Genomic DNA, 18,781 nt, shown 5'->3' on the forward strand with positions numbered 1-18,781 from the left:
GGCACGCTCCGTGCCCTGCTCCGCGATCAACGCATCAAGGGACTCAATCCACTCCGCGGTCTCTTCCGGATCACGATCAGGCAGCTGGGCAGTCAACCCGCTGAGGATGTGTGAGGTCTCTTCTCCTGCAGCCACGTCCAACCTTCCTTCATTGAATGTCTGGGCGCTTGCTCTGTGGGGGCGCTCAAGGAATTTCGTATTGTGAGAATAAAATTCTGCAATTCGAGATTACGTCTGCCGGTGGGCAGCGTCAACACGGATTACGTAACCGCAACAGTCAACTGGGAAAGCCACGGCCAATCAACCGAATGTGACCCTCCATACACTTGTGACGCCTTGACGTGACGTGATCTGAGTCATAGAGTACTTTCGCTATTCAATAACTTCGTTCCGCATTGTGAAAACAGTACGAAGTGGAGATCCACGATGCAGACGTTAATGGTGGGGGTGCGGCTGTCACCATCGCTGAATCCTTGGTCCGGCTCGGCCTCACCAGCGTCCGAAGACTGTCATAGGCTGGCCGATAACAGCAGCCAACCGACAGCAGCCCAGCCCACTGCTGAGCCGTCCACAGAGGTCGCGCGCTGATGCAGGCCGCTGACTAGTTGAAGGCGATTCCCCGAAAGGCCACCACATGACTGACCCACGCCCGTCCGCAGACCCAAGGGTCGCCGTCGTGACCGGTGCCGGCTCCGGAATTGGGAGGGCAGTAGCCCGGCTCATGCTCGCCGATGGTTATCGTGTGGCGTTGGCGGGGCGTCGCGAAGCGCAGTTGCTGGAGACCGCGGGCGACCATCCGGATGCCTTGGCGGTGCCCTGCGATGTGACAGAGCCCGACGACGTCGCCCGCCTTTTCGCTGCCGTTCGCCAGCGCTGGGGCCGGGTTGATGTGCTGTTCAATAATGCAGGCATCTTCGGACCAGCCGGCGACGTTGGTGAGATCGACGTCGACGAGTGGGAGGCCACGCTGCGCGTCAATGTCACGGGCTCCATGCTGTGCGCCGCTGAGGCTGTGAGGACCATGAAGGCCCAGGAGCCGCAGGGTGGCCGCATCATCAATAACGGCTCCATCTCTGCACATTCGCCCAGGCCCAGGTCCGTCGCTTACACGGTGACCAAGCATGCGATGACCGGCCTGACCAAGAGCATTGAGCTGGATGGCCGAGACTTTGGCATCACGTGCGGGCAGATCGATATCGGAAATACCCGTACGGAGATCATGGACACCATCGGAGTCGGCTCAGGTGCGTTGCAGGCCGATGGCAGCCGTCGCGTGGAGCCGATGTTCCCTGTGGAGGACGCTGCGCGTGCGGTGCTCATGATGGCCAACATGCCGGCGTCGGCCAATGTTGGTTCCTTGGTAGTCACAGCCGCGGGCATGCCCTTTGTAGGCCGCGGTTAGCATCAAAGCACCGCCCCAAACCGTGGGCCCGTGCCGCCACCACCCACTTTGCTTTTCTAATGCCCGTGACACGCCTGCAGGAGGGTGTGTCACGGGCATTTCTGCGTCAAAGAAGGTGGGGGACGCACCAACATCCAAGCTCCAAACCAAATGTGACTTTCCACAATATGGAAATTCAATTTCCCCTTGCGGAATGATGTGAGCAGGATTACATTTGAAAACAACCCCCAAATGTGGGGCTGTTCCCAACTGATTGGTTCAGATCAATGAAGATCCCAGACTCTGCGGCGCTGAAGGCGAGTTCGGCCCCGCTGAAGAAGAAGCCACTGTATAAGTCGCTCTTTTTTCAAATCCTGATCGCCGTCGTCGCAGGTGTGCTCATCGGTCATTTTTGGCCGAACCTTGGGTCCACCCTCCGGCCGCTGGGTGATGGATTCATTCAACTCATCAAGATGATCATCGCCCCGTTGATTTTCCTCGTGATCGTCACGGGCATCTCAGCAGTCGGCGACGTCAAGGCGGTCGGAAGGGTCGGGGTCAAAGCACTCCTCTACTTCACCTGCGCCACCCTTTTCGCCCTGGTCTTCGGACTCATCGTGGGCAACATCGTTCAGCCCGGTGCCGGTCTGAACATCGATCCCTCCACGCTTTCCCAGGAAGCCGTGGACGCAAAGACCGGCCACGCAGTTCCCAAGGATGCAGCGGCCTTCCTGCTGGATGTCATCCCCACCAGCGTGATCGGCGCCTTCGCCAACAACAGCCTGCTCCAGGTACTCTTCTTCTCCGTCTTCTTCGGTGCCGCGATCGTGGTTATCGGTCGCCAGCGCTGCCTGCCCGTGATCAGCCTCATGGAGACCGTTCTGGAGCTTATCTTCAAGATCATGTCCTGGATCATGAAGGTGGCTCCGATCGGTGCCTTCGGCGCCATGGCCTTCATCATCGGCCAGTACGGGCTGGGCACACTCGGTACGTATGCGCTTCTCATCGCCTCCTGTTACGGAGCCGCCGTCGTCTTTATCGGTCTTCTGTTCCTGGTGGCCTGGGGCTTCGCCCGCGTTCCGCTCTGGCACTTCCTGAAGTACACCCGCGAAGAATTCCTGCTTGCGCTTGGCACGGCTTCCACTGAAGCGGTGATGCCGCGCATCATGACCAAGCTGACGAATGCCGGCTGCTCCCGGGCAACCACCGGCCTGGTGGTTCCCACCGGCTACTCCTTCAACCTTGACGGTGCAGCGATCTACCTCTCGATCTCGCTCCTGTTCCTGGCCCAGGCATTCGGCCACCACCTTGACCTCGGCCAGCAGTTGGCCGCGCTGGGTGTGCTCCTCCTGACCTCCAAAGGCATGGCCGGCGTCCCGGGCTCATCGTTCCTGGCACTCTCGGCCACGGCTGCCGCCCTTGGCATCTTCCCGGTTGCCGGCGTCGCACTCCTCCTCGGAGCCGATCGCCTCATGGACTCCATGCGCGTCGTCGTCAACCTGCTGGGTAACTGCGTTGCCACGTTCATAGTTGCCAAGTGGGAAGGCCAGTTCGACCGCAGCGTCATGGTCCGTGCTTTCAACGGCGAGATTACCAACGAGGATTCGGCCATCATGCTCGGCCAGGAGGAAGTGTTCGAGGAACAGGAACTCGAACGCCTCAGCGAGGGCCACCACCCCTCACCGAAATTCCGTGGAGGTCCAACGGCAGACGAAATCCCGCAATTCGAGATGAGCAAGCCAGGGCAACCAACCACCCCGATTTGCCCCGACTAACTTCATAGTTTGAGTGCAACTGATGCCCTTGAGACTTAGGTCTTGAGGGCATTAGCTGGGTTAGAGGGGAAGCAGTTCCGAGAGGTCCGCGCGCAGTCCGGACGCGGCAACACGGCCTGCCGACACTGCCTCTCCCCACGAAATCCGGCCGGTTACCAGCTCAAGCCAGGTGGCGGCGTCGCACTCTATGACATTCGGGGGAGTGCCGCGGGTGTGGCGGGGCCCCTCCACGCACTGCGTGACGCCGAACGGGGGCACGCGGACCTCCACCGAATTGCCGGGCGCGCGGGCGGTGACTTCCTCCAGCGAGTAGCGGACCGCCGTCGCGATCAAAGAGCGCGACGGCGGGGCGGCGCCGGTTTCGCCAGGGGCACCTTCAGCCGAGCCTCCGACGGCGGATTGCCAGGCTGCCAGCGCGGCGCGGCCCTCCTCGACGTCAATGCGGCGTCGTGCAACTGCCATGGTTCGTTCCTTTTATAACTAGGTGACTCAGTAACGGGCCGGCTCAGTCGAGCATCGCGGATACGGCGTGGCCCAGGCGGATCTTGCCCACGGGCCGCCCGCCGCCCAGCACAGGTTCCACGACGCGTTCCAGGACGTTGGAAACCGCGGGAATGTCCACCGCGCCACTGACGGCAAGAAGGGTCAAGCCCACCAGGGACGTAGCGCGGAGGTTCCCGTCCAGCATCTTGACCGCGACGGTGGCTCCGGTGGACGTGGCAAGGACCAGGATGCCCTCGGCGCCAATCTTGGCCAGGATGTCCAGCTCTTCCATGACGATCGTGTTTGACTCGCCCTTGCCCTGGACCGCCCAGGGGTAGTCCAGCATGGACGTGGCGATGGTGGCTGCGCGTGCGTTTGAGGAAGAATCGCCCGGTGACTTCGCCAACCGCGAATATGCCCGGGCCAGTCCAGTCAGCGAGATCGCCGCTACGGGTGCTCCGCAGCCATCAATGCCCAAATGCGAGATCGTTTCGCCGCTGTATTCCTCAATCACGGACCGCACACGCTGCTGCAACGGATGATTCGGCTCAAGGTAACTGCGAAGGTCCCAACCGTTTTCCGTGCAGGCCCAGAGGAAAGCCGCGTGCTTTCCGGAACAATTGAAGGCGAGCCTGGTCTGGCCGCGCTCGGAGCGGACAAGCCAATTGCGGGCGGTTTCGTCCTGCGGCCAAGCTGTGGGGCACTGAAGCTGATCCTCGCGGACACCTGCCGCTTTGAGCATTCCCTCCACTACGTCCATGTGATCCAGTGAACCAGTGTGGCTTCCGCAGGCGACTGCCACCTGGGCGCCCCGAAGCGGGACGCCGGACTGCATGGCAGCGAGGGCCTGGAATGGTTTGAGGGTGGAACGGGCCAGGATGGGAGCATCGATGTCACCCAGCCGGGTGACTACGCTTCCGTCACCGGCAAGGACGACGGCAGCACCGATGTGCCGGGACTCGATAAAGCCACTGCGTTCGATGACTGCCAGTTCGACGGCGGACTCAACGTTGAACGTTTCATGCGAACTCATGGGCATGAGGCCAGTCTAGGGCGCGACGGCTGTGTTCACTGGTCACATGCGAGGTCCGGGCGCGGTCCCGGATCCAGTCATCCGTTGCCGGGGAAGGACACAGCTTAGGCCCCGCGCCTTACACAAAGTACCCTTGAAGACTGTGAAGGTACTCGTCATTGGCCCAGGCGGCCGCGAACACGCCATTGTCCGCTCTCTGCTTGAAGATCCCAACGTTTCCGAGGTCCATGCGGCTCCGGGCAACGCGGGCATCAGCAAACTCGTTCCCACGCACGCAATTGACGGGAACAATCCGGAAGCCGTGTCCGCGCTCGCCACCAAGCTGGCCGTGGACCTGGTTGTCGTCGGTCCGGAGGCTCCCTTGGCCGCCGGTGTGTCCGACGCCGTCCGTGCCGCCGGAATCCCGGTCTTTGGACCCAGCAAGGAAGCAGCCCAGCTCGAAGCATCCAAGGCCTTCGCCAAGCAGATTATGGCTGAAGCTGGCGTTCCTACGGCCATGGCCCGCGTTGCCACCAATGCAGAGGAAGCTGCCGATGCCCTGGCTACGTTCGGCGCTCCGCACGTTGTAAAGGACGACGGCCTCGCCGCAGGCAAGGGCGTTGTGGTCACCAACGACCGCGATGAAGCCCTCGCGCACGCGCAGGCTTGCTTCGACGCCGGTGGAACAGTTGTCATCGAAGAGTTCCTCGACGGCCCCGAAGTTTCCCTGTTCGTCCTCTGCGACGGCCGCACTACCGTTCCCCTGTCTCCGGCGCAGGACTTCAAGCGCATCTTCGATAATGACGAAGGCCCCAACACCGGTGGCATGGGTGCCTACACTCCGCTCGAGTGGGCTCCTGAAGGGCTGGTCCAGGAAGTCATAGACCGCGTCGCCCAGCCCACCGTGGATGAGATGGCCCGCCGCGGCACACCCTTTATCGGTGTGTTGTACTGCGGCCTTGCACTCACCTCGCGCGGCACGCGCGTCATTGAGTTCAACGTTCGCTTCGGAGACCCCGAGACGCAGGCAGTCCTCGCACGGCTCAAGACACCGCTCGGTGCGTTGCTTCTGGCAGCTGCCAAGGGCGAACTGGACACCGCCGAGGAGCTGCGCTGGTCCAAGGACACGGCAGTCGCCGTCGTCGTGGCCGCCGAAAACTATCCGGACGCTCCCCGCACGGGGGATCGCATCCGCGGCCTGAAGAAGGTGGACGAGCTCGAGGGCGTCCACGTTGTCCACGCCGGCACCAAGCTGGACGAGGAAGGCAAAGTGGTTTCGGCCGGCGGCCGCGTCCTCGCGGTGGTAGCGCTCGGTTCCGATCTGGTGGAGGCCCGCGAGAAAGCGTACGACGGCGTTGAGCTGGTTCAGCTTGAAGGCTCACAGTTCCGTACGGATATCGGAGGCAAAGCCGCCCGCGGCGAAATCCGAGTGCCCTACGCAGCCACCGGAACCGTCCCGAAAGTACAGGCCTGAGCATGACTGATTCCCTCCCCACAGGCGGTTTCAAAACCGAGACCCTGCAGCTTCCGGGCTGGACGCACGTCTATTCCGGCAAGGTTCGTGACCTCTACGTCCCAACCGATGAATCCATCACGGAAAAGGTCGGCCAGGAATGCGTACTGGTGGTTGCCAGCGACCGCATCAGTGCCTATGACCATGTCCTGAGCAGCGAAATCCCCGACAAGGGCCGCATACTGACGCAGCTCAGCCTGTGGTGGTTCGATCAGTTGGATGTTGAGCACCACGTGCTGGCCTCCACGGTTGAGGGTGGCGTTCCCGCTGCCGTCGAGGGCCGTGCCATGATCTGCAAGAAGCTGGAGATGTTCCCGGTGGAATGCATCGCCCGTGGCTACCTCACAGGTTCCGGGCTGGTGGAGTACAAGGAATCCCGCACCGTTTGCAACATCCCGCTTCCCGAGGGGCTCGTTGACGGTTCCCGCCTGGAGAAGGCGCTGTTTACGCCATCTGCCAAGGCCGACGTCGGCGAGCACGACGTCAACATCACCTATGACGACGTCGTAGCCATGCTCGGTGACGACATCGCCGCCCGCCTCAGCGAACTCACGCTGAAGATCTACACCCGCGCTGAGGAGATCGCCCGCGAGCGGGGAATCATCCTTGCCGACACCAAGGTGGAGTTCGGCCTGGACACGTACACGGGCATCATCACGCTGGGTGATGAAGTCCTCACCCCGGACTCCTCCCGTTTCTGGGACGCATCCACTTATGCGCCGGGCAAGTCGCAGCCCTCGCATGACAAGCAGTACGTCCGCGACTGGCTGACCTCGGCCGAGTCCGGCTGGGACAAGTCCTCGGATACGCCTCCGCCGGCCTTGCCCGCTGAAGTCGTGGAGCGGACCCGTGCCCGCTATGTGGAAGCTTACGAGAAACTGACGGGCCGAACCTTCGCCTAGGTCCCCCCACCCAAGTAAGTCGCAGTTGAGCGCGTTTTGACCCCTCAAAACGCGCTTAACTCCGACTTACTTGGGTTTAGCTGGCTTCGGAATGGGCTTCTGGATGCGTTTCGGAGTGCGCTTCCGGATGTGATGCAGCAGCGCGGCGTTCCGCCAGGCGGATCTCCAGGACAGCATCCATGGCTTGCTGGACCCGGTCCGAGGCGCCGGCCGCACTGAAGTCGTGCTGGGCCTCTTCCAGGTAGTGCAGGGCCTCCGTGGTTTCACCGGCTGCCTTCAAGGACTTCCCCAGCAACAGCGAGACTTCGCCAGCCGTGTGGCGGGCCAATACCTTGCGGTCCTTGTAGATCTCGCGAAGCTTGTCCACCGCTGCCGGAATATCGCCCGTCAGGTATAGCCAGCGGGCGCGGATGAAGGCTACTTCAAGCTGGTCCGTCTTGTTTCCGCCGACGATGGACAGTGCGAGCTCGGCACGTTCAATGGCGGACAGGGTTTCAGGCTCAACAATGCCGGACGACAACCTGACGGCTGCCGATGCCTTGTTGAAACGGGCCCACAGTTCGATGTCGTTGGCGGGGGAGAGCAGCTTTGCCGCGCGCTCGTGGTGCTTGATGCCCTCCACGTAGTCGTGCCGCATGAAAGCAACGTTGCCCACCACCCACGCGACCTCACCGGCCAGCTGGGACATGGAGTGCTCGTCCATGTGCTCGATCATCGTCAGGCAGTACTGCCACGCTTCGTCCAGCTTGCCGCTCTCCGCGAGGGCGCCGATCAGTGCGCGGTGCGCGCCAATGATCAGCGTGGATCCCTTGGGCAGCTGTTCGGACAGTTGCACGGCCTTCTTTGCATGCTCGACGGCGGTGGCCAGCTGACCCTGTCCGTGACAGACCGCGGCAAGCATCTGCCAGGCCCGCACGCCAAGGCCTGCAGATTCCGTGGCCATCGGGTGTTCCAGTAAATGCTCGACAATTTGCTGGCATTCCTTGAGCTGGCCTTGCTTCATCACACATTCGGCCTGCATATAGGTCATATTCCACCAGGCGCTGTTGTTCTTCGCCTCGAGCGCGATCTGCGCCGCAGTTGCTGCATGGCTGGCCGCGAGTTGGTAGTCGCGCAGGTCCCACGCTTGCCGGGCATACAGGCCGGCAAGCACGTACTCGGCATCGCTTACCGAAACGGGTTGGCTCCAGGCTTCCAAAGCCTTGGGCGCGAGCTCCAGCCTGCGTGCCAGCTCTTCGATGACCTCGGCAGTAGGCTCCCGCCGACCTGTTTCCAGCAGCGAAATGTAGCTCGGGGAATACAGGTTTTTGCCCAGTTCCGCCTGCGTTAACCCGCGTTCGAGCCGTTCGGCACGTAGCTTCTCGCCGAATCCGTTTCCCACGGGGCCCTCCTACAGGTGTCTTTTCACCAAAACCTTGACAGTCTCTGTGGAAAACATTTTACAATGTATGTCAACAGGGACCGTGCAATTTCCGTAACGAATCCGACTCGCATTGGGGAACATTATGTTCAAGAAAATGGCCGCTTCAGTGGCCTTGGCAGGCGCTCTCGCTTTTACGGTTGCGGCTCCCGCAGTCGTCTCCGCTGCTGCAGCGGCAGACTCCGACTCGGTAAGTGCTATTGGTAACTGGCCCGATCCTATGAGGTCCACCACCACGACACCTACCAAGTCAGGTGACACGACGTACACGACGTCGTCCATCGGCAACTGGCCTGATCCTATGTAAATCAGTAGTTACTGAAGAAACCCCGGAGCGTGACGAGCGATGCTCCGGGGTTTTCTTTTGCCCGGGGACAGGCGCGTGGGTCTACAGACTGCGGCTGCGACACCCACACTCGAGTAGATCCGGACAAACAAAAATGGCGCCGATTTCTCGGCGCCATTTTCATTTTTGGTCGGGATGACAGGATTTGAACCTGCGACCTCTTCGTCCCGAACGAAGCGCGCTACCAAGCTGCGCTACATCCCGATCCGCTGCGAAAGCAACTGTTCAAGGATAGCTGAATCGCTGCGGGATGCGAAATCGAGGAGGGGGTGTCGCTCCTCACACGAGCGAGTCCCGCCATGCTCCGTGGAGCCGGGCAAACTGGCCGCCACCAGTGATCAACTCGGCAGGTGTTCCGTCCTCAACAATCCGGCCGTCGTGGACCACCAGCACCCTGTCTGCTGTCTCCACGGTGGAGAGGCGATGGGCAATGATGATGGCGGTACGGGCAGCGTTCTGGCCTGCAACACCCTCCAGAAGGTGGGCGAGTCCTGCCTGCACCATCCGCTCGGAAGGAATATCCAGCGAAGACGTGGCTTCGTCCAGGATCAGAACAGCAGGCGCGGCGAGGAAGGCTCTGGCGAATCCGATCAGTTGACGCTGGCCCGACGAGACTCGGCCACCACGTTTATTGACATCCGTGTCATATCCCTCGGGCAAGCTCATGATGAATTCATGGGCGCCCACTGCTTTGGCTGCGGTCTCCACTTCAGCGCGGGAAGCTTCGGGCCGGCCCAACGCGATGTTCTCCGCCACGGAGCCGCTGAACAGGAAGGCTTCCTGCGTCACCATGACCACGGCGCGGCGAAGGTCGGTGGTAGCCAGGTCCCGAAGGTCAATGCCGTCCAACGTGATGGCGCCTGACGTGACGTCGTAGAAGCGCGCAACGAGTTTGGCCAGGGTGGATTTGCCGGCGCCTGTCTGTCCCACCAGTGCAACGGTTTGGCCAGCGGGAATGTGCAGGTCCAGCTTTGGCACAACCACCTTGCCATCGCTGTATCCGAACTGCACGCCCTTGAAGTCGATCTCGCCGCGTGAACTCTTCAGCGGTACAGGGTTCTTTGGCGGCCGGACGGTGGGCACCTCTTCGAGGAGCCCTGACACTTTCTCCAGCGCAGCCTGTGCGCTCTGGAAGGAGTTGTAGAACATAGCCATCTGGTCCACCGGCTGGAAGAAGCGCTTCGTGGACAGGATGAGGGCCAGAAGGACGCCCACGGCGAGGTCACCGCTGAGCACCCTGAATCCGCCGAACAACAGGACCGCTGCCACACACACATTGCCGATCAGCACCAATCCTGGCTGGAAGATGCCGTTCAGGTTGATGGAGCGGACGGTGTTCTTGCGGTAGTCCTCAGCCAAGGCGCCGTAGCGGTCGGCGTTCTCGCGCTCCTTGCGGAAGGCCTTCACCGCACGGATGCCCGTCATGGTTTCCACGAAGTGCACGATCAGCCGGGCTGAAACCACCCGGGATTCCCGGAACGCGATCTGTGAATGCTTTTGGTACCAGCGCGCGAGTAAGAACATGGGCACACCCGCCGCAAACATGATCAATCCACTGCGCCAGTCCAAGGCAAACACGGTGAATGCTGTGAAGAGCATAAACAGCATGCCCGAAGCCAGGGAGCTCACGCCGGAGTCAAGCAATTCCCGCAGCGCCTCGAGGTCCGAGGTTTGACGGGCAATGATGCGGCCGGATGTGTACTTCTCGTGGAATTCAAGGCTCAACCGCTGGGTGTGCCTGAACACGCGTACCCGGAGGTCCAGCAGCATGGCCTGGCTCAATTGGGCTGTGGACGTTACGTAGAGGGCAGTCATTGCAGCAGTGGCGATTGCCGCTGCCAGGTACAACGCACCAGCGAGCACCAACGGTCCATTGTTGCCGGCCTGCAATGCGGGCAGGGCGGTGTCGATGCCAAAGGCGATCAGGGCTGGCCCCGCCACCCGGGTGAGCTGCGAAACCACCACCATCACGATCGTCATCCAGAAACGCAGCCGCACCGGGCGGATCAGCGAGCCCAGCAAGGCGAGCGACCGACGTCGTACTGCTTTGCTGTCCGCTTTGCTCAGGAGCGTGTTGTCTTCGTTGGCGGTTCCAAAGGTTGTTGCGCTCACCGGCGGGCCTCCTCGGCGTCTTCGAGCTCGTCCAGTTCGCTGTCCAGGTCCCTCGGACCGGTATCCAGGCTTGCGATGACGTAGCGGTAGTGGGCGTTTTCAGCCAACAGTTCCGTGTGGGTTCCGACGGCGGTGATGGTTCCGTTCTCAAGCAAGGCCACGCGGTCCGCCAATGCCACAGTCGAAGGGCGGTGCGCGACGATCAGCGTGGTGGTCTCGTGCAGTACTTCGCGGAGCCGGGCCTCCACGCGTTCTTCGGTGTTGACGTCCAAGGCCGAGAGGGGATCGTCCAGGACCAAGACTTTCGGCTTCGCTGCGATGGCCCGGGCAAGGGCTATGCGCTGCCGCTGGCCACCTGAAAGGCTCAATCCTTCCTCACCAATCAGCGTGTCCACACCTTCCGGCAAAGAGTACGCGAAGTGGGCCTGGGCGACGTCCAAGGCTTCATCCAGGGCTGCGTCGCTGGGTTCAGGGGAGCCGAGCAGGACGTTGTCCCGCACAGAGCTGGAGAACAGGGTGGTGTCCTCGAAAGCCACCGCAACGATGCGCCGGAGTTCCTCGATGTCGTAGTCGCGGACGTCCACGCCATCAATCGTCACGGAGCCTACTGTGACGTCGTAAAGACGGGGGACCAGTTGGAGCAGGGCGCTCTTGCCGCTGCCGGTGATGCCCACCAGTGCCATGGTTTCGCCGGGACGAATGTCCAGGGTGATGTCGTGCAGGAGCGTACCGCCGTCGTCGAATCCGAAGCCCGCATGCTCAAAGCGCAGGGCGCCCTTCACCGTTGCCGGCAGCTCAGCCTGATCCGGCGAGGTGATGGTGTTCTCGGTGTCCATGACTTCGAAGTGCCGGTCCAGGGCAGTCTTGGCAGTCAGCGCCATGGCCAGGAGCATGCCGGAAAACTCCACGGGAGTGGCCACCACGGCGGCGGTCGCGAAGAACGCAACCAGTGAGCCGATACTCAGCTGGCCGCTTGCCGCGAGCATGATACCCACCACCAGGCCAACGCCCAGAGCCAGCTCAGGCAGCAACGTGACCACCAGCGTGAAGCCGGCTTGCTGCTTCGCTTTGGCAATCTCAGTCTGCCGCAGCTCTTCTGCCTGGCCGTTGAAATTTTCCAGCGCTTCGCGGCTGCGGCCGAAAGCCTTCAGGACGCGGATGCCGTGGACGGACTCTTCCACGGTGGTAGCAAGATCGCCTGCCTGGTCCTGGCTGAGGCGCGTGACCAGGCTGAAGCGACGGCGGAAGCGGAACGAATTGACCATGATAGGCACAGCCGCGCCGAGGAAGATCAAGGCCAACTGCCAACTCATGGAAAACATAACTCCGACGCCGATGATCACCGTCAACGTGGTGACCACCAGCATGATCGCCCCGAACGCCATCCAGCGGCGCAGAAAACTCAAGTCCGTCATGGCTCGGGACAGCAACTGCCCCGAACCCCAGCGGTCATGGAAAGACACTGTGAGTTGCTGGAGGTGACCATACAGCGATACCCGCATCCTGGTCTCAACCGTCGTGGCCGGGTTGATCACGAACTGCCGGCGCAAGGCCACCAGTCCCGCTTCAGCCACACCAAGCGCAAGAATCACGACGGCGGCAATCCAGACAGCGCCTGGGTCACCGCCCGGTTGAAGCGAGGTGTTGACCAGTACACGCAGCACTTGAGGGATGGTCAGTGCAACGATGCTGGCGAGCAGGGCGCAGAGGAGGCCCATGAAAAGCCGGGGGAGGATGGGCCGCACGTGAGGGTACAGACGGCCGACGGATGTGAAGAATGACGTTTGTTTGGACATGCCCGCTTCTCAACAGCTGGATCTTCAGATGGTGCGGAGGTAGTTTCCCGTAGCAACTACCCTATGCCATGCCGTGATTCGTTTCACAGGACCACACTTTGCTATGTGGAAAGTTCGCCAGTTATTGAGATTCGTAATGGTTCGTGCGCTTAGCTGCGCTGCGCGTTAGTTGCCTGCTTAGCTGCCCTAGGCCGTCAGCTGGGCCGTGAGCGTCAGCAGGACCGCTTCCGGGCGGCAGGCGATCCGAACGGGGGCGTAGCGCGAGGTGCCGATGCCGCCTGAGACGTTGACCGGCGTCGTGAATCCGTCGCTTTCCCAATCGTGGAGGCCCTTCGCGCGCCACGTCGGGAGATCGCAATTGGAGACGAGAGCGCCGTAACCCGGGATGCAGATCTGGCCGCCGTGGGTGTGTCCGGCGAGGATCAAATCTGCCTCGGCTTCGGTGAAGTGATCGAGGACGCGTTGGTACGGCGCATGGATGACTGCAACCCTCAGGTGGGGACGGGCATCCTGGTTCACAGTGCCGCGGGGCCATCCGGCGTAACGTTCGCGCTTCAAGTGGGGATCGTCGACGCCCGAGAAATCGAAACGCAGTCCGTTCAAAACCACCGACTGAGCACGGTTGGTGAGGTCAATCCAGCCTCCCATGCCGAAGGCAGACCGCAACCTGGGCCAGTCGAGCTTGATGGGATCGGTCCTGAGCTTCGACGGTCCGCGGAAGTAGCCCGCAGGGTTCTTGATCCTGGGTGCGTAGTAGTCGTTGGATCCCGGGACGAAGACGCCGGGAAATTCCATGAGGGGCCGCAGGGCGCTGATCAGCGGATCGACGGCCTGTTCATGGCTGAGGTTGTCACCCGTGTTGACTACAAGATCGGGCTTCAAGTCCACCAAAGACTGCAGCCACTGGGTTTTCTTGTCCTGTCCCGGAACGAAGTGGATATCGCTCAGGTGCAGTACGCGGAAGGGATCCGAACCTTCGGGGAGGATGGGGAGAGTCTCATGGCGGACTCCGAACTGGTCCTTTTCCCACCAACCGTAGGCAGCAGCTGCCGCGCCACCAGTGGCACCGAGGGCAGCAGTGACGGCAAAACCGCGCCCGACAGTGCGGACGCGGTTTGCCAGAGAATCACCAAAGGTCACGTTAGTCCTTGCCAGGGCCGTTGCCGTTGCCATTCCCGCTATTGCCGCCGTTGTTGGTTGGGGCAGTCGGCGGGGCGGGATTGTTCTGAGTGGGCGCTGGCGCCGTATTGCGCTGTGGAGCAGGGCCTCCGAGGAGGTTGGACGGCGGCGCCTGGAACGGGTTGGTTCCATACGCAGGGGCAATGGAAAGCATGTAGTTGGTGAACTGCGGACCAGCAATCATGTAACCGTCGATGGACTGGTAGAACTTGCCGTTCACGGTCAGGTTTCGTCCGGGGCGCTTCTGGTCACCCAAGGGGTCGCCGAACCAGGAAGCCGTTGCCAACCCGGTTGTGTAGCCGACCACCCAGGTGGAACCGTTGGTGTCGTTGGTACCGGTCTTGGCTGCTACCGGGAAGTTCCTGGAGTTCAAGGCTGGCCGGATCAGGGAGCCAGAGCCTTCGTCGAGCACCTTCCCCATCGCATACGCCACCCCTCGGGCAACCTCAGGTTTGATCGCATCCTTGCAGTTGGAGGATTGGGCCGGGAGATCGGCACCGGACTGGTCCTTCACGGAGGTAATCGCGATCGGCTGGCAGTACTTGCCATCGGCAGCGAACGTGGCGAAGGCGCTGGCCATGGTGAGGGGCGCGGTCTGGGTGGAACCAATGAGGTTACCCAGAGTGGTCATGGGCACCTTGGGATTGGGGTCGGTGATCTTGCCAGCGTCATCCCGGGCAGGAAGGCCCCCATGGACGCCCGTCGCATCGACAATGCCCTGGATGCCACACAGGTCCAGTTGCGAAGCCGAAGCAAAGGTGGCCGTGTTGATGGAGTTCATGAGGCCATACAGGACCGTCATGTTTCTGTAGTAACCCTCGTCAGAGTTCTGCAGGTCGAAAGTGCCGTTCGTGGCGTCATACCAGCCGACAGTGGGCGCAGGGCAGGTGTTTCTCCACCGGAAGTTCTGGGGGTACCTTCGGACCGAAGCATTAATCGTCGTATTCATCGACTTGCCCTCGTTCAGCCATTCGGCGAACGTAAACGGCTTCATCGTAGAACCGGGCTGGAAGCCGCCAATGCCGTTGAGGTCGTTGCCGTCGGCATCGAGGACGTCCACGTTGAAGTTTTGGGTCTGATCGAACTTGCCGTCTTGGGGGAGCCAAACGGTGTTCTGGGCCATACTCACGATCTGGCCCGTGCCCGGCTGGACCGAGACGATGGAGGCGCCCCACTTGTCCGGGTTGGCACCCGCTGTACCGTCGACCTGCTGCTGGGCAACGGTCTGCGCGGTGGGATCCAGGGTGGTCCGGATGGTGAGGCCGCCACGCATGATGCGCTTCTCGCGCTCGTCGGAAGTCTCGCCGTACGCAGGGTTGTTCAAGAGCAGGTGCAGTACGTAGTCGCAGAAATACGGAGCCATGGTGGCGTATGCGCAACCCTGTCGCGCGGGAGTGACCTTGGTGGTGACAGGAGTGGCCACTGCTTCGTCGTACTCTGCCTGGCTGATCTTGCCCTGGTTCACCATGGCAGCCAGCACAAGGTCGCGGCGCTTCTTCGAGTTATCGGGGTTGGTGATGGGATCGAAGGCGGACGGGCTGTTCACCAAACCAGCCAGCAAGGCTGCCTGGGGAAGCGTCAGATCCTTGGCAGTAGTGCTGAAGAAGAACTTGGAGGCAGCTTCAATGCCGTAGGCGTCACGGTTGAAGAAGACGATGTTGAGGTAGCCCTCAAGGATCTGCTCCTTGGAGAACTTCTTCTCCAGGGCAATAGCCAGCTTCATCTCGCGGAGCTTGTCGCCGACGCCCTTGTTCAGGCCGTTCAGCTTGACGTCTTCGTCCTTGCCCGATGCCACCAGCGATTCATTGATGACGTTGTTAACGTATTGCTGCGTAATGGTGGACGCGCCCTGCTTGTTGCCGCGGGCGGTGCTCACGATGGCTCGCATGATGCCGGTGGTGTCGATGCCGCCGTGCTCATAAAAACGGCTGTCCTCGATAGAGATGACAGCATCCTTGATGAACGGGCTCATTTGATCCAGCGGAACCTTGGTCCGGTTCTCAGCGTAGATCGAGGCAATCGGGGTGCCGTCCTTCGCCAGAATCGTTGTGTTCTGGCTCGGCGGGTCCACCTGCAGCTCTGCCGGCAGAGTGTCAAAGAACTGGATTGAACCACTTGCGGCACTGCCCGAAACGGCTGCTGCGGGGACCAAAAGGCCCGCCACCAGGACGCCACAAATCGCGCTCACGCCAAGGAAACCTAAAATCTTTCCGAGGGTGGTGGCAGTGTCGAATATGGGGTTCTTGCGAGTCACCATGTTTTCCACTTTACCGGCAAGGGCTAGGCTTTCTGTCATGACCAAATGGGAGTACGCCACGATTCCGCTCATTATCCACGCCACGAAGCAGATCCTGGACCAGTGGGGCGAGGACGGTTGGGAGCTTGTCCAGGTCGTCGGTGGACCCGATGGCAAAGGCCTTGTTGCATACCTGAAGAGGGAGAAGCAGTAACTATGACAACCCCCGCAGAAACCACGTCTGCCGCGGAATCCGGCGCTCCGACGTCGGCCGTTGAGCAGCGTCTCGCCGAGCTCGGCCTGACCCTCCCCGAGGTCGCCGCACCTGTTGCCGACTACGTGCCGGCGATCGTCTCCGGCAACTACGTTTACACGTCCGGCCAGTTGCCCTTTATTAAGGGCAAACTCGAAGCTACGGGCAAGGTCTCCCTCGGCGAGTTGGGTGCCTCCGACGAGCCCACCGTCGATCCCGAGGATGCCAAGCGTTACGCCGCTGTCTGCGCGATCAACGCCCTCGCTGCTGTGAAGAGCGTCATCGGCGACCTCGACCGCATCACCCGCATCGTCAAGGTAGTGGGCTTCGTTGCATCCGAGCCCACCTTTACGGGCCAGCCCGGCGTGATCAACGGCGCCTCCGAACTTCTCGGCCAGGTACTGGGCGACGCCGGCAAGCACGCACGCTCCGCCGTCGGCGTTTCCGTCCTGCCGCTCGACTCTCCCGTCGAAGTCGAGCTCATCGCTGAATTCAGCTAAGGAACCGGTTCACCCAATTGCCGCAGCTTGCCCGCCGCCTGTTCGCACTCCCTCCCGCACTCGAAGGGGCAGCACGAAACTGGCTTGAGCTCGGCGAGCGGACCCCCAGGGCCGCCCGCTACGCATCATCAGTCGTCCTCCTGCGGGACTCACCCACCGGTCTGGAGACCTGGCTTGGTTACAGGCCAGGCTCCTCGCCGCTGGGCGTCGTCGCGTTCCCCGGTGGATCCCTGGACCCGTCCGACGACGACCCCGTCGGTTGGTTGGGTCCCTCACCGCAGTATTGGGCTGAGCACATGGGAACGGACGACGTCGGACTCGCCCGCCGCCACGTTGTGGGCGCCATCCGCGAACTCTTCGAGGAAACCGGCGTCCTCCTTGCCGGCCCAGACGCTTCCTCCACCGTGGAAGCCAACTCGACCGTGGAATGGATGAAAGCCCGGGAAGCTGTGTCCAGCCAGGAGAAATCCTTCAGCGAAGTGCTCGCCAAGCGTGGCCTATCACTGCGCACGGACCTGCTGAAGCCCCTGGTCAACTGGCTCAGCCCCGACTTCGCCCACACCCGCTTCAACACGCGCTATTTCGCGGCTACAGTCCCCGTGAACCAGCAGCCGAGCATTCTGGGCAGTAAGGGCGTATGGGGCCGCTGGGTTTGTGCGGCCGAAGCCATCGCCCTCCGCGACACCACAGCCCTCGGCGACGAAATAGCCCAGGAAAACACCGTCGGACTCACTCTCGGCCAACTTCTGGTCCCCGGGTCCGAAATCATGCTTGAAAAAATGGCCCACGCCAATGGCTGTATCGCCTACCTGAGCTACAAGCGCAAGGCGCACGTGTATCAGCCCAAACTGGTAGACGAGGGTGGAGTGCTGATGCTCGAGGTCGAGGCCGCCAGGACCGTAGCCGGAGAGCCGCAGCGGGAGCGCTAAATCGGACGCTCTCTCACGTCCCGACGGGTTTTGACGGATCCTCTCTCACGTCCCGACGGGTTTTGATCGATCCTCGCTCACGTCCCGACGAAAAAAGCCGCCCCGGTTCATCACCGGGGCGGCTTTTTGCAAGTAGAAATTAGCGCGACCGCTGGCGGAGTCGCTGCATGTCTAGAATGACGACGGCGCGCGCTTCCAGGCGCAGCCAACCGCGCTGGACGAACTCGGCCAGTGCCTTGTTGACGGTTTCGCGGGAAGCGCCAACCAGCTGGGCCAGTTCTTCCTGCGTGAGTTCATGGGCAACCAGGACGCCGTCGGTTGCCGGACGGCCGAAGCGGTCAGCCAGATCCAGGAGTGCCTTGGCGACGCGGCCCGGGACGTCCGAGAAAACGAGGTCGGACAGCGAATCGTTGGTGCGGCGGAGCCTGCGGGCGAGGGCCTGCAACAGCTGCGCGGAAACCTCGGGACGTGTGCGGAGCAGCGCGTTGAGGCTTTCGTTCTTCAGTCCTGCCAGGCGCGTTTCGGAGACGGCGGTGGCCGTCGCGGTGCGGGGGCTGGGGTCGAACAACGCCATCTCGCCGAAGAGTTCTCCCGGGCCGAGGATGGCCAACAGCGACTCGCGGCCATCGGGGGAGGTACGGCCGAGCTTTACCTTGCCGGAAACGATGAAGTACAGCTGGTCACCCTGGTCGCCTTCGCGGAATACCGATGCCCCGCGTGAGAGGTCCACCTCGGTGAGTTCGTCCGTCAGCAAGCGGAATGCGTCGTCGTCAAGGGTGGCGAAGAGGGGTGCGCGGCGCAATACCTCGATGTCCATGAAATCTCCTGAATATAAGTTTCGGTCGTGGCGCTCCAGCCATTGTTTCAGAATTTTTAAGCTTCTGTGACGTACTTGGCAGGAGAAACGCTGAAACGGCGCGGTTTTTGCCCCCATCTGGCCTTGT

Annotated in this window: 16 protein-coding genes and 1 tRNA gene; 8 read left to right on the top strand and 9 right to left on the bottom strand. The window is 61.8% G+C overall.

Features of this window, described 5'->3' with window-relative positions; genetic code table 11:
- Positions 1-634: 634 nt before the first annotated feature.
- Together AB4Y87_RS05425 and AB4Y87_RS05430 are read left to right on the top strand one after the other, a co-directional pair.
- Positions 635-1,402, top strand: a complete 768-nt coding sequence (locus AB4Y87_RS05425; protein ID WP_442003411.1) for an SDR family oxidoreductase — start codon at positions 635-637, stop codon at positions 1,400-1,402.
- Positions 1,403-1,668: 266 nt separating this feature from the next.
- Positions 1,669-3,156, top strand: a complete 1,488-nt coding sequence (locus tag AB4Y87_RS05430) for a cation:dicarboxylate symporter family transporter (protein WP_442003412.1) — start codon at positions 1,669-1,671, stop codon at positions 3,154-3,156.
- Positions 3,157-3,216: 60 nt separating this feature from the next.
- On the opposite strand, the gene AB4Y87_RS05435 is transcribed toward AB4Y87_RS05430, so the two are convergent.
- Together AB4Y87_RS05435 and AB4Y87_RS05440 are read right to left on the bottom strand one after the other, a co-directional pair.
- Positions 3,217-3,618 (bottom strand): sterol carrier family protein, encoded by a 402-nt coding sequence (locus AB4Y87_RS05435; protein ID WP_442003413.1) that lies wholly within the window; start codon positions 3,616-3,618, stop codon positions 3,217-3,219.
- Between the two features lie 43 nt (positions 3,619-3,661).
- Positions 3,662-4,678 carry an asparaginase gene (locus AB4Y87_RS05440; protein WP_224088869.1) on the bottom strand — a complete coding sequence of 339 codons (1,017 nt, stop codon included), beginning with the start codon at positions 4,676-4,678 and terminating at the stop codon, positions 3,662-3,664.
- Between the two features lie 136 nt (positions 4,679-4,814).
- Here AB4Y87_RS05440 and purD point away from each other — a divergent pair, with 136 nt between their 5' ends.
- A complete protein-coding gene (gene purD / locus AB4Y87_RS05445) occupies positions 4,815-6,125 on the top strand; it encodes a phosphoribosylamine--glycine ligase (protein WP_442003601.1) in 1,311 nt (436 codons plus the stop codon).
- 2 nt (positions 6,126-6,127) lie between these two features.
- Entirely contained in the window at positions 6,128-7,066 is a 939-nt protein-coding gene (locus AB4Y87_RS05450; RefSeq protein ID WP_442003414.1) for a phosphoribosylaminoimidazolesuccinocarboxamide synthase, read from the top strand.
- Between the two features lie 76 nt (positions 7,067-7,142).
- Here AB4Y87_RS05450 and AB4Y87_RS05455 read toward each other — a convergent pair whose 3' ends face one another.
- A complete protein-coding gene (locus AB4Y87_RS05455) occupies positions 7,143-8,447 on the bottom strand; it encodes a helix-turn-helix domain-containing protein (RefSeq protein ID WP_431116600.1) in 1,305 nt (434 codons plus the stop codon).
- Positions 8,448-8,571: 124 nt separating this feature from the next.
- Between AB4Y87_RS05455 and AB4Y87_RS05460 the strand changes: the two genes are divergently transcribed.
- The gene (locus AB4Y87_RS05460) at positions 8,572-8,793 is read left to right on the top strand and encodes a hypothetical protein (RefSeq protein ID WP_442003415.1); all 222 of its coding nucleotides are present in this window, start codon (positions 8,572-8,574) and stop codon (positions 8,791-8,793) included.
- A 166-nt stretch (positions 8,794-8,959) separates the two neighbouring features.
- Here the strand turns inward: AB4Y87_RS05460 and AB4Y87_RS05465 are convergent.
- From AB4Y87_RS05465 to AB4Y87_RS05485, 5 genes are all read right to left on the bottom strand, one after another.
- Positions 8,960-9,036: transfer RNA gene (locus tag AB4Y87_RS05465), tRNA-Pro, on the bottom strand.
- 75 nt (positions 9,037-9,111) lie between these two features.
- Entirely contained in the window at positions 9,112-10,944 is a 1,833-nt protein-coding gene (locus AB4Y87_RS05470) for an ABC transporter ATP-binding protein (RefSeq protein ID WP_442003416.1), read from the bottom strand.
- Positions 10,941-12,740, bottom strand: coding sequence for an ABC transporter ATP-binding protein (locus AB4Y87_RS05475; protein WP_442003417.1), 1,800 nt, complete (start codon positions 12,738-12,740; stop codon positions 10,941-10,943). The genes AB4Y87_RS05470 and AB4Y87_RS05475 overlap by 4 nt, the downstream gene beginning before the upstream one ends.
- 186 nt (positions 12,741-12,926) lie before the next feature.
- Positions 12,927-13,880 (bottom strand): metallophosphoesterase, encoded by a 954-nt coding sequence (locus AB4Y87_RS05480; protein WP_442003418.1) that lies wholly within the window; start codon positions 13,878-13,880, stop codon positions 12,927-12,929.
- Position 13,881: 1 nt separating this feature from the next.
- The gene (locus AB4Y87_RS05485; RefSeq protein WP_442003419.1) at positions 13,882-16,215 is read right to left on the bottom strand and encodes a transglycosylase domain-containing protein; all 2,334 of its coding nucleotides are present in this window, start codon (positions 16,213-16,215) and stop codon (positions 13,882-13,884) included.
- Here AB4Y87_RS05485 and AB4Y87_RS05490 point away from each other — a divergent pair.
- The 3 genes from AB4Y87_RS05490 to AB4Y87_RS05500 are packed head-to-tail and all read left to right on the top strand — an operon-like array spanning position 16,214 to position 17,837.
- Positions 16,214-16,369 carry a DUF4177 domain-containing protein gene (locus AB4Y87_RS05490; protein ID WP_011775990.1) on the top strand — a complete coding sequence of 52 codons (156 nt, stop codon included), beginning with the start codon at positions 16,214-16,216 and terminating at the stop codon, positions 16,367-16,369. The genes AB4Y87_RS05485 and AB4Y87_RS05490 overlap by 2 nt on opposite strands.
- Positions 16,370-16,371: 2 nt before the next feature.
- Positions 16,372-16,908 (top strand): RidA family protein, encoded by a 537-nt coding sequence (locus tag AB4Y87_RS05495; protein ID WP_431116595.1) that lies wholly within the window; start codon positions 16,372-16,374, stop codon positions 16,906-16,908.
- 17 nt (positions 16,909-16,925) lie between these two features.
- Positions 16,926-17,837, top strand: a complete 912-nt coding sequence (locus tag AB4Y87_RS05500; RefSeq protein ID WP_442003420.1) for an NUDIX hydrolase — start codon at positions 16,926-16,928, stop codon at positions 17,835-17,837.
- A 139-nt stretch (positions 17,838-17,976) separates the two neighbouring features.
- On the opposite strand, the gene AB4Y87_RS05505 is transcribed toward AB4Y87_RS05500, so the two are convergent.
- Entirely contained in the window at positions 17,977-18,654 is a 678-nt protein-coding gene (locus AB4Y87_RS05505; protein ID WP_011775987.1) for a Crp/Fnr family transcriptional regulator, read from the bottom strand.
- Positions 18,655-18,781: the final 127 nt, after the last annotated feature.

This window comes from Paenarthrobacter sp. RAF54_2 (genome assembly GCF_052113945.1).
Lineage (GTDB): Bacteria > Actinomycetota > Actinomycetes > Actinomycetales > Micrococcaceae > Arthrobacter.

Bases quoted from the DNA above. Each gene is read 5' to 3' on its own strand.
- AB4Y87_RS05425 (WP_442003411.1), top strand. From the start codon at position 635: ATGACTGACCCACGCCCGTCCGCAGACCCAAGGGTCGCCGTCGTGACC.
- AB4Y87_RS05430 (WP_442003412.1), top strand. From the start codon at position 1,669: ATGAAGATCCCAGACTCTGCGGCGCTGAAGGCGAGTTCGGCCCCGCTG.
- AB4Y87_RS05435 (WP_442003413.1), bottom strand. From the start codon at position 3,618: ATGGCAGTTGCACGACGCCGCATTGACGTCGAGGAGGGCCGCGCCGCG.
- AB4Y87_RS05440 (WP_224088869.1), bottom strand. From the start codon at position 4,678: ATGCCCATGAGTTCGCATGAAACGTTCAACGTTGAGTCCGCCGTCGAA.
- AB4Y87_RS05450 (WP_442003414.1), top strand. From the start codon at position 6,128: ATGACTGATTCCCTCCCCACAGGCGGTTTCAAAACCGAGACCCTGCAG.
- AB4Y87_RS05460 (WP_442003415.1), top strand. From the start codon at position 8,572: ATGTTCAAGAAAATGGCCGCTTCAGTGGCCTTGGCAGGCGCTCTCGCT.
- AB4Y87_RS05475 (WP_442003417.1), bottom strand. From the start codon at position 12,740: ATGTCCAAACAAACGTCATTCTTCACATCCGTCGGCCGTCTGTACCCT.
- AB4Y87_RS05490 (WP_011775990.1), top strand. From the start codon at position 16,214: ATGACCAAATGGGAGTACGCCACGATTCCGCTCATTATCCACGCCACG.
- AB4Y87_RS05485 (WP_442003419.1), bottom strand. From the start codon at position 16,215: ATGACAGAAAGCCTAGCCCTTGCCGGTAAAGTGGAAAACATGGTGACT.
- AB4Y87_RS05495 (WP_431116595.1), top strand. From the start codon at position 16,372: ATGACAACCCCCGCAGAAACCACGTCTGCCGCGGAATCCGGCGCTCCG.
- AB4Y87_RS05505 (WP_011775987.1), bottom strand. From the start codon at position 18,654: ATGGACATCGAGGTATTGCGCCGCGCACCCCTCTTCGCCACCCTTGAC.